This window comes from Terriglobia bacterium (assembly GCA_020072565.1).
In the GTDB taxonomy this organism is placed as follows: domain Bacteria; phylum Acidobacteriota; class UBA6911; order UBA6911; family UBA6911; genus JAFNAG01.
Genome location: JAIQGI010000008.1, coordinates 186,628 through 201,897 on the forward strand (window position 1 = coordinate 186,628; position 15,270 = coordinate 201,897).

Genomic DNA, 15,270 nt, shown 5'->3' on the forward strand with positions numbered 1-15,270 from the left:
TGATCCCTTCTGCTTACTGTCCACTGCCGACTGAGTTTCTGAGGGTCACCAGACTGAGGAGAAACGCCAGCCCCATAAAAAGGCCGGCGGTGACAAACGGCGACACAATCCCGAACGCTTTAAACGCATAGCCGCCCCAAAGCGGCCCCAGAATCCGCCCCAGGCTCGCCATTGACTGAGCAATGCCCATAATCCCCCCCTGCTCGTCGATGTTGCAGGAACGGGACAGCAGGCCTGTGATCGAGGGGTTGTTGATCCCCGCGCCGAAAGACACGGCCGTAAGAATGAGGCAGTATGCGGTCATATTGGGGGAGAAGGGCATCAGGCCCAGCCCGAAGATCATGGTAAAGGTGCCCAGCACGATGAGACGTCTCTCCCCCAGGCGGCGCACGAGGCGGCCGACCAGAACCCCCTGCATCACGCTCATGAGGATACCGATGAAAGCGAAGAGATACCCGGTTTCGCGGGCCGTCAAACCGTAACGATGCTCGTTCAGCAGGCCGAACGTGGCTTCCATGTTCGAAAAGGCGAAAATCACCACCAGGTACATGGCCAGCAAGGGCGCGATCTGCGGATGGGCGAGCGCCTCCGCCAGGGTCTTGAGGTTGAACCGGCGACTCTGAGCCCGGCCCCGGGCAACTTCGGTCAACGATTCCGGCAGCTTGAAGTAGGCGAAAACGAGGTTAAGGCCTGCCAGTGCCGAGGCGAGCAGTACGGGCTTGTTGTAGCCATACGGGGCGAGCAATCCGCCGATGGCGGGGCCGAGGATAAAGCCCAACCCGAACGCGGCCCCAATCAGTCCCATGCCCTTGGCTCTCCCCTCGGGAGGGGTCAAATCCGCGATGTAAGCCTGGGTCGTCGGGATGATGGCGCCTGCGATCCCTGCGACCATCCGGCCGATAAACAGGGCCGGGAGGGTTCCGGCCAGGCCGAAGATCAAAAACCCGCCGCAGGAGCCCGCGAGACTGATCATGATGAGGGGCCGCCGGCCGTAACGATCCGACAGCCGTCCCCAGATCGGCGTGAAAAGAAACTGCATTAGGGAATAGCTCGCTGATAGCAGCCCGATCGTGAAGGGAGATGCGCCAAAGCTCTCGGCGTAGTATGGGAGCAACGGCAGGACGATGCCAAATCCCACGAGATCAACAAATACCGTTAAAAAAATAATCGCTAGCGGCGAGCGTTTCATAAGTGTTAAACGATACCAGAAAGAAATGGCGGATGACCAATGATACAAGCATGATGGATGAGGGGTGACGGATGACGGATGTTGCGGACGTTGTTTTTTTTGATGCGGCGGGAACTTTGTTCAAGGTGAAGGGTTCTGTGGGGGAGGTCTACAGCCGCATCGCCGGAAATTATGGGGTCACTGCCGCCCCGGCAGCAGTAGAAGCGGCCTTCCGGGCAGCTTTCCACGCCAAGTCCCTCCAGGGTCTCTCACCAGGACAAAACGGCATTCGGGCTGAAAAAGCATGGTGGATGGATATTGTGCGCCAGGTCTTTGCCAGCCGGATGTCTCCGGAAGTTCTGAGTGAATACTTCGAGGAACTTTTCGCGGCCTTCAGGAGTGCGCGCGCATGGACGCTCTATGATGACACGCGCACGTGCCTGGAGCGGCTGCGCTCGCGAGGCTATCGACTGGCAGTGATTTCCAATTTTGATTCGCGCCTCTTCGATATCCTGGCCAACCTCGAGATCGATTCCTTTTTCGAGCAGGTGGTGCTTTCATGGCATGTGGCTGCGGCCAAGCCTGATCCGGCCATCTTCCGCGGGGCGCTGGATGCCATGAATGCAGCCGCTCCCAGGGCTCTGCACGTGGGTGACTCCCTGCACGAGGATGTTGCTGGTGCAATAGCTGCCGGGATGCCGGTGGCTCTTCTCGATCGCGACGGAAGACACCACAACTGGAGTGCAGGACCCCGCCTGGAGAACCTGCACGAACTCTTGAAACTTCTTCGCCGGGAATAAAAATCTCAACGCAGAGAACGCCGAGACCGCAGAGAAACACAGTAACATCTCTGGGCCCTCAGCGTTGAGATTTTGCTTTTCCAGGCCCGCTTTATTGGATGAGCATTTTGAGAAACAGCAGCCCTTCGCGTGCCGGCTCATGGTCCGGTTTCAGTTTGCAGGCCGCCTCGAATTCTTCCCGCGCCTTGTTGAACATCTCCAGGGCGATGTAGCTGCGGCCCAGGTTGCAGTGGGCGTCATGCGGGTTTTCGTAGCGCTTGGCCCGAATCGCCTTTTGCAGCCACGGGATGGCCTCCTCGTGCTCCGACTTTTCGATCAGATAAGCGCCGATGTCGTTGTATGGATTGCCGAAGTCGGGATCGATCTGGATTGCGTTCTTGCACTCGGCGATGGCGTCGTCCAGCTTTCCCTGTTCGCTGTAGGTCCACGCCAGAAAGGTGTGGGCTTCAGCCGTGGGGAAAGCCAGGATGGAACGCCGATAAAGCTCAATTGCGGTTTCGAACTCTCCCTCCATCTGATACTCATAAGCTTCTTTGAAAAGATCCTGAGCGATGGCGAGGTATTCCTTCTCTTCCATTGTTTCAATACACCTGCCGTGATTTGTTGAGGAGATAAAATCTCGCCCCTATCTTACCACTGCCGGTCTCGCCCGCCAAGGAATCCTCAGCAAGCATGGAATGCGCCAAACACACGACGACCCCTTCGTGGGTTTCGCAATTTCGTGGTTGCTAAAAAAGAGTGAGGGCAGCGCCCCCGAGAGCCCGGTTCCGCTGCAACATGCCTCGGAACTGGGGTTGCTGCCCTCACATGCCGGGCAGGACCTGACACCCGTTGCAGGCCCTGTCATCAACGCCGCACGGCCGGCCCGAGCTCCGGCTGTGGCGTCAGGATAATTCGAAGGCCAGGAACAGGCTCTGGCCGTTGCGTACCAGCCTCAATCTGACGGTATCTCCGCTCTTCAGATTCCGAGTTGCCGCCACGAGCTCGGACGCATTGTTTACGGTCATCTGGTTGATGCCCCGAATCACGTCGCCGGCTTGCAGGCCGGCTTCCTCTGCCGGGCTGCCGGGCCGCACCTCGGTCACGAGAGCTCCTGTAGTGGAGGAAAGATGCATCTGTCGGGCCGCCTCAGGAGTGATGTTCTCCACCGTAACCCCCAGCTTGCCGTGCTCCTGGGCACTGGAGGCAGGAAAGCTCTCGGCAACGTCCGCGGGTCTCTCCCCAACCATCACTTCGAGGGACATTTCCTTGCCGTCGCGAAGAAGCTTCAGGCTGGCGGAATCGCCGACTTTGGTTTCCGCGACCGCGAGTGACAGATCGTTGGAGCTGTGTATCTGCTTGCCGTTGTACTCCAGAATCACGTCCCCGGGCCGCACGCCGGCTTTGGCCGCAGGTCCGTTATTTACTACTTCCGCCACCAGAGCGCCCTTGTCCGGGCTCAGGTTGAAGCTTTTGGCCAGCTCCGGGGTCATGCTTTGAATGGTGACTCCGAGATAGCCGCGCGTGACCTTGCCGTTCTTTACGATCTGGCTGTAAACCTTGGTTGCCATGGATACGGGGATGGCAAACCCGATGCCCTGGAATCCTCCGTTGTCGCTGGCAATCATAGTGTTGATGCCGACCACCTCGCCATTGAGGTTCACCAGCGGACCGCCGCTGTTGCCGGGATTGATGGCCGCATCCGTCTGCAGGAAGTTGTCATACGGACCGGCGCCGATCACGCGCCCCTTGGCACTGATGATTCCCGCAGTCATGGTCTTCTGCAGGCCGAACGGGCTGCCGAAAGCCAGCACCCAGTCTCCGACTTGAATCTGGTCGGAGTTGCCAAGTTTCAGCGTCGAAAAGCCCGATCCATTTATTTTCAGCACTGCGATATCCGTCTGAGGATCGGTTCCCACCACTTTCGCACCCAGCACCCGGCCGTCGTCCAGCTTGACCTTGATCGAGGATGCATGCTCCACCACGTGGTGGTTCGTCAGGATGTACCCATTGGAATCAACCACGAAACCCGAGCCCAGGCTCTTCTGCTTCAAGTCACGTGGCATCTGCCTGTTGAAGAAGCCGAACGGATCCTGGCCGCCGAAAAACTGCTGGAATGGATCGCTCATCGCCGAGCTGGCGTTGTGGATGATCTGCTCGGTGTTAATATTGACCACAGCGCCTTCGACTTCTTTGGCCACCCCTTCAAAGCCCTTGCTCAGCTCTACGGGATTGTTGGCACTCGTGACCGCAGCCCCCGAGGCGGAACTGGACGCGCCCATTTCGTAGGCCGCACGGAAGCCCAGAGCCCCGCCCAGAATCAGCAAAACCATTGCCAGACCCAAGCCAAACCCGCGCCCAAATCCGGGCTGGACAATCTTCTTGCCCTGGAAGATCTTTCTCACAGTAAACATTTTCTTTTCCCTCCCCTTACATAGAATTGCTCCGGCCGGATTCCCGGCCGCATCCGCCCGTGGTATAGGCATGATGTGTGCCAATCGAGGTTGATTCTTTTAACTGATTTTAATGCAGGCATTTATGGATGATATTGGCGGGATTTAAGAACCGTCAGGCCTGTCGCAATCATGCAGTACAAAAGCGAGAGTCTTTCGTAACGCTATGAAAACATGATGATTGCAGCCCATGTGGCAGGTCTGCGCATCCTGTGGCAAAAACGCCCGAGATTCCCGTTCTACGGGATGTCATTCACCTTCCCGGGTGTTTGCCACTTCAATCCATCGTCCCTGCTTTTTCTCAAACAGGACAATGCGTCCGTCTTCCGTCGCTTCGCGTTCGAGCGACGAACAGTTGCAGTAGCTGAAAAAGTTCTTTACCTCCACGCGCGAGTTTCGCACACGTTCAAAAGAGGGAGTTGTGTCCAAACCGCATATTTGCGAAAAAGAGGGTCCAAAATCGAGATTGAGGGGGTTTATTGGAGCTCATCTTTGTCGAATCTGTTGGCCAAATAGGTCTTGCGTCGGTCCGACCCCATTTCGCTGCTTCGACCACATGCAGCCAGCTGCAATGCCACGACGATGGCAAGCAATGCCAAGCCAGCAATCTCCTCCAATCTGAGCTTGAAAATCATATCGCGGCTCCTGACAATCGTTGAATGAAGCTAGTCCATGCAGAAGTCTCCACCAAAGACGTAATAACTTGTGCCCCGATATTTGCGGTCTGCTGTCTGAGGGTCCTTGATATAAGTTTATGATGCATCTTTGTTGGTAACCTTGCTCCAGCCGGGCTTGGGAGTCAGGGCGATCAGGGCTCGATGGTGCGCTCGATGCGGCGATAGAGGGTGCGTCTGTCGATGCCGAGGATCTCGGCGGCGCGGGAGATGTTGCCGTTGGTGGCTTCGATCACTTCCTGGATGTAACGGTCCTCCATTTCGGCCAGCGTCGGCCAGGCCCCCTCCCGTGCCTGGGGCGGCTTCGTCTTCGAGACCTGGATCTCTTCCGGGAGATCCTCGAGCGCAAATACTCCCGAGGTGTTGAGCGCCACGGCGCGCTCCACCACGTTTTCCAGCTGCCTGACGTTTCCGGGCCACGAATAGCCTTCCAGATATGACAGCACCTCCGGATGAACCGCCAGGGTTTTGCCCTGCCGCGCGGAGTACTTCTTCAGGAAGAAATCAAACAACAGCGGCAGGTCGGACATCCGGTTGCGCAAAGCCGGCAGTTCGATGGTGACGACCTTGAGCCGATAGTAGAGATCCTCGCGGAACTCTTTCCGTTCCACCAGGTCCGTCAAATCGCGATGGGTGGCCGCGATGATGCGCACATCCACATGAGCTGCTGTGGTGCTGCCCACGGGCATGATTTCTCCCGACTCCAGCACCCGCAGAAGCTTCGATTGCATCGCCGGAGTTGTGTCCCCGATCTCGTCGAGAAACACCGTGCCGCGGTCGGCGACTTCAAAGATGCCCGGCTTGGAAGCGGTCGCACCCGTGAACGAGCCTTTGACGTGACCGAACAGTTCGCTCTCGAGAAGAGTCTCGGCTACCGAGGCGCAGTTGACGGCCTGGAACGGCTTCTCCTTCCGGTGGCCCAGCCGATGGATCGAACGCGCCACGAGTTCCTTTCCCGTCCCGCTTTCCCCCTGGATCAGAACGGTCGCATCGCTGGGCGCGACCTTGGCGATCGTTTTGAACACCTCGACCATCGCGGGGCTCGATCCAATGATTTCCCCTTGCAGGTCGCGGTTTTGTGCCTTCTCCCGCAGGTCCTTGTTCTCATGGAGCAATTTCGCGTACTGCAGAGACTGGCGCACCTTCAGGCGCATCTGCTCCAGACGGAAGGGCTTGGAGATGTAATCATAGGCGCCGGCCGACATCGCGTCGACTACGGTCTCCATCGAAGCAAAGCCGGTCATCACGATGAGCACCGTCTCGGGCCGAAGCGCCTTGAAAGTGCGCAGCACCTGCAGCCCGTCGATTTTGCGCATGCGCAAATCCGTGATGACGACATCGAATTCCTGCTCATGAGCAAGACGGGCTGCTTCCTCGCCGCTGCCGGCGAGGGTGACCCGGTATCCTTCCCTGGTCATCGCTTCGCCCAGGGAGGAGAGCGAGGCGGAATCATCATCGACGATCAAGATCCTGCCGGTCGAGGTCATCTCGGCGTTCACGTCGTGCTCACCTCTTCAGGGATAATTTCATTGGCCGTCAAGGACGGGAAGCGAATCGTGAAGGTCGTGCCCACACCCGGTGTGCTCTCCAGCGAGATTGTACCTCCGTGCTGGCGCACGATACGGGCAGCGATGCTGAGGCCGAGGCCCGTGCCGCGCCGAAAGTCCTTGGTGGAAAAGAACGGTTCGAAAATCCGCTGCTGCTCTTCGGGGGCGATTCCCACCCCATTATCTGAAACGGAAACAGCAGCCAGTTCCCGGCCCCGCTCGTCGGTCTCCACCCTGGTTTCAACTCTCACGGTGCCGCCGTGCGGCAGCGCATCGGCAGCATTGTTGAGCAGGTTGAGGAAAACCTGCTGAAGCTGCTGCGCGTCGGCCTCGATCTCGGGCAGGGAGGGTTCGAGCTGCGTTTCGATAAGGATCTGATGGCGTTCGAAATGCTGACCCAGGAAGAGCAGGAGTTGCCTGAGGATGCTGTTAAGCTGGACCCTGCCGTGAGCCTTGACGGCCGCACGCGTTTCCGAAAGCAGCTCCTCGACGAATCCTGTGATGCGGCCGATCTGCTGCTGAACAAGCTGAATGCGGTGTCGCGCCTCCCCGCTGCAGCTGGATTCCTCGGCCATCAACTCCAGGTGAGTGGAAATGGCGCTCAAAGGCGAGCCGACCTCGTGGGCGAACGCGGCGGCCATCTGGCCCGCGATCGCCATGCGCTCGTAGCGGGTCAGGCGGCGCTGTGTCTCGAGCAGATCCTGGTTGACCTGGCCCAACTGAATGTTGGCCGAGGACAGCTCCTGCGTCGCCTCGCGCACCTTTGCCTGCAGTTGCGCGTTGAAATTCTTTTGCTCCTCGAGCAATTGGTCCCGCTCCCGTGAGGCCCGTTCGATCTCGCCCATGGTTTCGTTGAAGAGCTGGGCGATGGCGCCGAGCTCGTCGTGCCGGTCCACGGGGGCGCGCTTGGCCAGATCGCCCTGCCTTGCCTGCGCCATGGCGTGCCCCAGCCTCCAGATACGCCCCGTCAGGACGCGGGTGAAAAGGAAATGAAGCAGCAGCACCAACACGGCGATCGAACTGGGAATCAGGTATAAATTGATCTGGTCATGAACCTTGGCCACCAGATCCGACTCACTCAACGAGCTGACCACGCTCACGCAGCCGATGACCGTGCGGGTCCTGTTGGCGAACGGAACAATCTCCTTCCAGACTCGTTCCCGGTCCTGAAACTGTGTAAACTCGAGCGGAATTGCCCGGCGGACCGAATTCATTTCGTCGACGCTTATCGGTTGAGTGATGGAATTCGACGTCGTCACAATGCGAGTGAGGGTGTCGCCGGCCAGGCGGAAGACGTCGATCCGCGAGATATAAAAGTTGGTTTCGACTATCTGCCCAAGCCAGATGTGCAGCAATTCGGGACTGGTAGCGGGATCCAGCCTGGCCAGATCGTCGGCCAACTGGCCGGCGATGGTGGTTGTTTTGTTTTTGACGTCCTGATCCAGCATGCTCGTAGTGACGCGGTTGTCCACATAGCTGATCAGCATGATGGCCAGAATTGTGGTCGGTATGATGATGAGATAGAGCCGGAAGGAAATCGAATGAATATCAAAAAGATTTCGGGTTTTTTCCTGTATCCGTTTCATAATTAAGAAGTTAATTATATCAGCTCGCGCACTCCCGAAAAACCCTTCACGACCTGCAATCAAGGACGCTAGAATGTCCTCTTTGATCTCACTTATAAGATCACACGAACCGGCACTCGGTTTCATCGGAAGTCTTCCAATTTTGGATTCTGGATTGCAGACTTCGGATTGCGGGCTTTGGGTTTTGCGGTCCTGACTGGCTGGAGAGGGAACGCGTTCTGTAAATCCGCAATCCAAAATCCAAATCAGGTACCATGGCACACCGCATCTTCACCGGCACATTTGCCGCACTCGAAGCGCGCCTGATCGAGACGATTGCCGAAGAGCAGGCGGGAGACCCCCTCGCGCCTGTCGCCGTGCTGGTGGGTTCAAACATACTCGCCGCGTTTTTAAAAAACCAGATCGCCGGGCAAGGGCGCTCCGCAGCGAACCTGCGCTTTTATACGTTCCTCGATCTGGCGGCAAAACTGTGCTCCGGTGCGCGCGCCAGCCGTGCGCGGCCGAGGCTGCCCCATCTGGGGGCATCTCTGCTGCTGGAAGATATCCTGCAAGCGCACACACCGCAGGTGTTCGCGCAGGTGGCCGGCTTTGCCGGTTTCCGCGGCGCTCTCCTGGATACGTTCCGGGATCTGAGAGACGCCGGTATCGCGCCGGAAGCTCTCGAGAACTCATTGCCGGAAATGAAAGGCCTGACGCCCGATCGGGCGCATCACCTGCTCGGCCTGGTGCGCCTCTACCGCAGTTTCCGGGCGCGTGTTTCCTCCTTCCGGGACGTTGGCGATGATTTTCGGCAGGCTGCGACGGGCGCTTCGGGGGCGAGCGGCATTCTCGGCACTCGATCGCTGTTGATTTATGGCATCTATGATGCCACCGGCATCCAGGCGGACTTGCTGCACTCTCTGAAAGATGAGCTGGATCTTGTCTATTTCATGCCCTATGTAAACGAGGCTGGATCGAGCTTTGCAGCCCCTTTTCTCGATGCCCGGGAAAGGGAACTTGGCGCAACTGCGGTGCCGCTGGCGCAGGAGATCAGGAACGACGGCCTCAGCCTTCTGGCGCAGCGCATTTTTGCTGAGTCCGAAATCCAGGCAGGCACCCAGGCGGCGCCGGCGGCGGACGAGTCCTTCGTACTGGTCTCGGTTCCCGGCGAATCGCGCGCTGCCGTCGAAGTAATCCGCGAGGTTCTCCGCGCCGTGCAGGAGGGTGTGATCGGAGGTTTCTATGAAGCGGCCGTCATCCTGCGGCGGCCGGAAGAAGAGGCGCCCGCACTGACCGAAGCCTGCCGCCTGCGGAGCGTTCCCTATTTTCTGCACGGCGGCAGCGCCTTCAGCGAACGGCCTTTAGCGCGGGCGGTCCTGGCCGTCGCCGGCCTGGAGCCGGAGTCGTTTTCCCGACAGGCGATCCTGACGGCGATGGAACTGGTCGCAGCTGCGCTGCCGGCGGAGGCCGCCGGCGCCTGGGATGTGCCCCAGTGGCGCGCCCTGACGAACGACGCCCGGTTTCTCGCCGGCCTCGGTGCCTGGGACAGCGGCACGGCGGCTCTGCTGCGGGACGCGCACGCGTTCCTCGGCCGGGCTGAGGCGCATGCTGCTTCCGGGATTGAGGACGAGGAGAGCGAGTTCCACCGGATGTCAGTCCCGCTCGCGCGCCGGCGCCTGGAGGCGGCGCAGTCGCTCCGCATCGGCTGGCTTGCCTTGCGCCAGGCGACAGCCGGCTGGCCCGAGGCCCTTTCAGGGCCTGATTGGGCGGCGCTGCTGGCAGGACGGCTGCAGCCTCTGCTGGGGACTGCCGAGGATTGGGGTGCTTTTGTCACGGTCTTCGACGACCTCAGCATGCTCGAGAATGTTCATGCCGGCGGGGCGGATGGGCGCATAGCACGGTCGAGGATGACCGCGGCCCTGTCTGAATCGCTTGCCACGCTCTCTCATCCGGAGGGCCGCTTTCAACGCCGGGGCATCAACCTTCTCTCTGCCGTGGCCGCGCGCGGTCTGCGTTTTCCCCTGGTGATCATCCCCGGGTTGGATGAGGGACGCTTCCCCGCCCGCCTGCGCCAGGATCCACTGCTGCTCGATGACGAGCGCAGACAGATCGGACATCCGCCACGACTCCCGCTCAAGTCCTTGCGCGGCGAGGAGGAGAAGCTGCTGTTCGATATGGCCGTGCGTGCGGCGGAAAAACGGCTCGTACTCTTGACCTCGCGCCTGGATGAATCTTCGGACCGCGAACGCATACCCTCAGAGTTCTTCCTCCGTGCCGCGGCGGCAGCGCGCGGAGCAGCCATGCTTTCCCTGGCCGATCTCACGGAAGAGAAGGTACCCGGGCTACGTTCCATCAGCCTTGACGATCCCGGCCCAGGGAAGGACCGGATTGCCGTGGACGAAGGAGAGATCCGGCTGCGGCTGATCCTGGAAAATCCCCGCACCGCCCGGGCTACGCTGGCGGCCCTCGAACAGGCAGAGCCGCTCCTGCTGACCCGGCCGATGGCATTCGACCGCGCGCGCCGGACCAGGCAGTTGACGGAGTTTGACGGGAGATTCCACGATCCGGCGCTCCTTCGTTGGGCGGCGCTAAAGCTCGACCTGGAAGCCGGTCAAATCTCAGCCAGCCGAATCGAAGAATATGCGAAGTGCCCTTACTTCTTCTACCTTCGGCGGATTCAAGAATTGGAGAAATGGGAGGAGTCCGGACCGGTCGAGGGGATGGATCCGCTGGAGCGCGGCCAGAGCATCCACGGGATCCTCGAGGCATTCGTGAAAAATCTCACCGGTGGCAGTATCGCTTCCGCTGCCGCGGAAGAACTGGCGGCGGCAGCGCGCGGCGTCCTGGAAAAGGCCCGTCCGGCGGGCATGCCGGATCTTCTGTGGGAGATCGAGCGGGACCGCTTGCTGGCCATGCTGCAGAACTGGCTGATCTTTGAAACGGAACGCGACGATGGCGACTGGCGGCCAGCCCATCTGGAGCGCTCTTTTGGGACATTTCCCGGCCCGGCTGCCTCGCCCGGCTACCGCGTGCAAGGCCGCAGCCACATGTTTGATTTTCGTGGCCGGATCGATCGCATCGACCTCTCCCGCGACGGGCGCCGCGCTCGCGTTGTTGATTACAAAACCGGCCGGCTGCCTGTCACCATGGAGGGCCGTGGGAAAACGCCGCTGATGGCAGGCGAAAAAATGCAGCTGGTGATTTACTGTGGCGCTTTATCAGTCCTGGAAGATCTGGCCGGTGTCGAGAGCGTCGAGGGGGAGTATCTCCATCTGCAGCCCGCCGATGGCCGGATCGTGCCCTGTTCGTTCCATGAAGAGGAATTGCGCGCCGCGGGGCAGCGTCTGCCAGAGATGCTGGAAATTGTCAGAGATGGGATAGCAGGGGGCGTCTTTTTCGCCCGCTCGTCGGGAAGGGTCCGGCCGCAGGGGCACTGCGACTACTGCGACTACCTCCTCATTTGCGGAAAGGATCGCGCGCAGAGAGAGCAGAGCAAAGCGGCCGACCCAGCCGTGCAGCGCTTTCTCGCGCTCGGGGACGCCGATGCGCCGGCGGAGGATGAAGAATGATCCCCGATTCAGCCGATAGAAAAAAAGCGACGGAGGAGACCGGCCGTTCCTTCGCGGTCGAAGCCTCTGCCGGGACCGGCAAGACCACCATCCTGATCGATCGCGTCCTTCACCTCGTCCTCGAGCGCGGGCCGGAAGGGGCGCCCCTGCCGCTCTCCCGCATCTGTGCCATAACCTTTACCGAGAAGGCGGCGGGCGAGATGAAGATCCGCCTGCGGCAGGAGTTCGAAAAGAAGGCGTCCAGGGCAGGCGAACCGGGAACGCGGGCGCTCGCAGCGCTGCGCGATCTCGAAACGGCATCGATTTCCACCTTCCATGCGTTCGCCGTGGCGCTGTTGAAAGAGAGGCCGATCGAGGCGGGGCTCGATCCGCGCTTCACGGCACTCGATGAGGTCCAGAGCGATCTCCTCTTCAGGGAAGTGTGGGACGCCTGGATGCAGCAGGCTTTGCTGGAACGAAAAGTTCCGCTCGAGCGGGCGCTGCGTGCGGGCCTGGGGCTCGAAGCTCTACGGGAAGCGGCCCGGACTTTGCGCCAGCGCGCGCACGGCGTTCGAGGCCTGAAGCTCGCCCCCCCACCCACGGAAGAAGAGACGCGGCAGCAAATGCGGCAGATGCTCGAGGAGGGCAGGCGCTTCCTGAGTCTGGTCAGGAACCAGGATGACAAGCTTGCAGGCAATCTGGGAAAGGCGTTGCGCTGGTTCGAAAATCCCTGCTCGGAGACATCATTTGGCAAGCTCCGTCCGGCAGGTTCCGCTGCCAACTGGCAGGGAGCGAGGGAGACGGTCCTGCAGGTCCAGGACTTCGTCAAAGGCGCGGCCGAATTCTGCGGCGGGTACGACTCTCTTCCGGCCCAGCGCGCTCTCGACGAGGCCCTCCGTTGGATCATGGATGATTTCCTGGCCCAATGGCAGGCGCGCAAGCGCACCGACGGGCTCGTGGATTTTGACGACATGCTGTGGTGCGCGCGCGACCTCCTGCAGACGAGCACCGCGGCGCGCGCAGCGTTTCAAAGACAATACGCCGCGCTTCTTGTGGATGAATTCCAGGATACCGATTCGGTCCAATGGGAAATCGTCCGTTTGCTCACAAACGGCGCCTCCGGGCAGGAGAGCGCCGATGCCGGGACTTTCGGGCCCGGCCGTCTCTTCATCGTGGGCGATCCGAAGCAGTCGATCTACCGTTTTCGCGGCGCCGACATCGAGACCTACCTGGGTGTGGCGGCCCCGCAGAACATGGCGCGATTGGGCCTGCAGCGGCTGGAGTTGACCACGAATTTCCGTTCGGTCCCTTCCATCCTCAGGTTTGTCGATGCCGCCTTCGGTGAGGTCATGAGAGCGTCCGAGGATGCGCGCTTCCAGCCGGCCTACCTGCCGTTCGGTGGAGTGGGGGCTCGCCGTGAGGAAACGGCGCCACCCTCCGTCTACATCCTGGGCGACAGAGACGAGCAGGAGGGGCTTGCGGGTTCGGGAAATGATTTCGTCGCCGTCGAAGCACGGCGCATTGCCAGTCTCATCGTTTCGATCTGCGGCAATACGGAGTGGAAGGTACAGGAGCGCGGGAAACGGGGCCCGGGAGAAGCGGGGCGTTGGCGTAAGCCGCGGTACGGCGATATCGCCGTTCTGCTCCCGGTCCTGACCCGCGCCGATGCACTCGAGGCCGCGTTGCGCGATGCCGGAGTCCCCTACGTTCTCGAAGGGGGCAAGTTCTACTATGCCCGCAGCGAGGTTTTTTCGGCAGTCAACGTCCTGCGCGCGGTTGCGAATCCCAACGACGGCGTGGCGCTTTACGGCGCCTTGCGGTCGATCTTTTTCGGTCTTTCCGATGAAGACCTGCTGAGAGCACGCATGGAAGGCGAGCCGCTCGACTATCGCGGCGGGGTCCGGCAGGGATCCCCCCTGTCGCGCCCCTACGAAATCCTGCGCGAGCTGCACCTGCGCCGGCATGAACGGATGGCGTCGGAGACCCTCGAAACGTTGCTGCAGCGCACGGGTGCGCGCGAAGTTCTTGCCCCCCGGGGGATTCAATCCCTGGCCAACCTCGGCAAGCTCGTGCGCACACTCCGGACGCTGCAGCGCGAGGCGACCTTCTCCCAGGTGGTGGAACTACTGAGCGCGATGGACGAGGAAGGGACCTCCGAAAGCGAAAGCCGGATCATGGAGGAACGCAGCGACGCGGTGCGTGTCCTGTCGATTCACCGCGCCAAGGGTCTGGATTTCCCGATTGTCTGCGTTGCCGGCCTGGGCATGCGCAGGCAGCACCGGCACCCGGATTTTCTCGCCGACCCGCATGGGACACGGACTTTCGCGCTCCGTGCCGGGCCCATGCGGACGCCCGGATATAACGCCCTCATGGATGCGGATAAGGCGCGTGCCGAGGCCGAATTGATCCGGCTCCTGTACGTGGTGCTCACGCGAGCCCGGGATCACCTCATCCTGAGCACGCACATCAAGGGCAGGAAGCAACAGGGTGGGGACCGCTGGAATGCGAACTTCGAAGGAACCCGCCTGAAACCGCTGGCCGAGTTCCTGTCCAGGCGACTTGGAGCGGCGCATGAACTGGTGCGTTTTGTGGATATTCCCGCGCTGGAGCAGATCGAGCCTCCGCGATCTCCGGATGGGGAGGTGCCGCCCGCTGACTTGCGCGCGGTTCTTCAGAGGCAGTACGAGGAACTGCGGAAGCTTGTAAGCGAGACGCCGCAGTCCCGCCGGGAGCACGCGGCAGCCGTGGAAGCGGAGGCGAAGGGCGACGATGAGACCGCACCGGACCCGGCGCGCGATCGCGCCATCAGGATGGGCATCGCGTTTCACGATGCCATGGACACGGTCGATCCGGTTCTTGTCCCGGACATTGATGCGCTGGCTCAGGATGCCGGCGCCCGGCAAAGACTCGATGGCGCCGGAATCAAGGCGTTGGCCGACATGCTCGACCGTAGCCTGGGCTCCCCGCTGATGGAGCGGGTGCGGCGCTCGCGGCTTGCAGGCGGCCGGGTCTGGCGCGAACTTCCCTACATCCGGCCGGTGGGACCGGGGCAGGCTGAAATCGAGGAAGGGAAGATCGACCTGCTTTTCGAGGAGGCCGGCGCATGGGTGCTGGTCGACTACAAGACGGATCACATTCCTAAGGATCTTGAGGATATATCATCCTTCTTTATGGAAAAATATGCCCCGCAGGTGCGCGCCTACGTGACCGCGCTGAACGCCGTCGGGGTCAAAGTGAGCTCTGCCTGCCTGCTCCTCGCCCGCACCGGCGCCCAGATTGAAATCCCGTTCTGAACCCTGAAACACAGAAACACTACCTCAAGTCTCAACTGCTCAACGCAGTCCCGCAAGCGCCGGGGCGCACGCTACGACGCGTGAAAAAGCACATGGGCTGAAGTCCATAAGCGCTAAGATAGGAATGATTTTGCCAATAAACGTGGACTTGGACCTAAACCTGGACGTAGACGTGGACCTTTTGAGCGGAGACAAACTCTTGCACGCCCAGCCTTTATCAGGCTACGGGTCGCTTCTTATCGC

Annotated in this window: 9 protein-coding genes; 3 read left to right on the forward strand and 6 right to left on the reverse strand. The window is 60.7% G+C overall.

Annotated features, from left to right (window positions below):
* Nucleotides 1–13: 13 nt before the first annotated feature.
* Complete coding sequence (locus tag LAP85_07320; GenBank protein ID MBZ5496198.1) at nt 14–1,189, reverse strand: MFS transporter; 1,176 nt, start codon at nt 1,187–1,189, stop codon at nt 14–16.
* Nucleotides 1,190–1,260: 71 nt separating this feature from the next.
* Between LAP85_07320 and LAP85_07325 the strand changes: the two genes are divergently transcribed.
* On the forward strand, nt 1,261–1,968 hold the full coding sequence (locus LAP85_07325; protein ID MBZ5496199.1) for an HAD-IA family hydrolase: 708 nt from the start codon (nt 1,261–1,263) through the stop codon (nt 1,966–1,968).
* 91 nt (nt 1,969–2,059) lie between these two features.
* Here LAP85_07325 and LAP85_07330 read toward each other — a convergent pair whose 3' ends face one another.
* From LAP85_07330 to LAP85_07350, 5 genes are all read right to left on the reverse strand, one after another.
* The gene (locus LAP85_07330) at nt 2,060–2,545 is read right to left on the reverse strand and encodes a tetratricopeptide repeat protein (GenBank protein MBZ5496200.1); all 486 of its coding nucleotides are present in this window, start codon (nt 2,543–2,545) and stop codon (nt 2,060–2,062) included.
* A 307-nt stretch (nt 2,546–2,852) separates the two neighbouring features.
* On the reverse strand, nt 2,853–4,361 hold the full coding sequence (locus LAP85_07335; protein ID MBZ5496201.1) for a DegQ family serine endoprotease: 1,509 nt from the start codon (nt 4,359–4,361) through the stop codon (nt 2,853–2,855).
* A gap of 515 nt (nt 4,362–4,876) precedes the next feature.
* The gene (locus tag LAP85_07340; GenBank protein MBZ5496202.1) at nt 4,877–5,035 is read right to left on the reverse strand and encodes a hypothetical protein; all 159 of its coding nucleotides are present in this window, start codon (nt 5,033–5,035) and stop codon (nt 4,877–4,879) included.
* A 173-nt stretch (nt 5,036–5,208) separates the two neighbouring features.
* The gene (locus tag LAP85_07345) at nt 5,209–6,573 is read right to left on the reverse strand and encodes a sigma-54 dependent transcriptional regulator (GenBank protein MBZ5496203.1); all 1,365 of its coding nucleotides are present in this window, start codon (nt 6,571–6,573) and stop codon (nt 5,209–5,211) included.
* A complete protein-coding gene (locus tag LAP85_07350; GenBank protein MBZ5496204.1) occupies nt 6,570–8,207 on the reverse strand; it encodes a HAMP domain-containing protein in 1,638 nt (545 codons plus the stop codon). The genes LAP85_07345 and LAP85_07350 overlap by 4 nt, the downstream gene beginning before the upstream one ends.
* Before the next feature lie 254 nt (nt 8,208–8,461).
* Between LAP85_07350 and LAP85_07355 the strand changes: the two genes are divergently transcribed.
* Nucleotides 8,462–11,755, forward strand: coding sequence for a PD-(D/E)XK nuclease family protein (locus tag LAP85_07355; GenBank protein MBZ5496205.1), 3,294 nt, complete (start codon nt 8,462–8,464; stop codon nt 11,753–11,755).
* The gene (locus LAP85_07360; protein MBZ5496206.1) at nt 11,752–15,027 is read left to right on the forward strand and encodes a UvrD-helicase domain-containing protein; all 3,276 of its coding nucleotides are present in this window, start codon (nt 11,752–11,754) and stop codon (nt 15,025–15,027) included. Before LAP85_07355 ends, LAP85_07360 begins: the two co-directional genes overlap by 4 nt.
* The last annotated feature ends 243 nt before the right edge of the window (nt 15,028–15,270 follow it).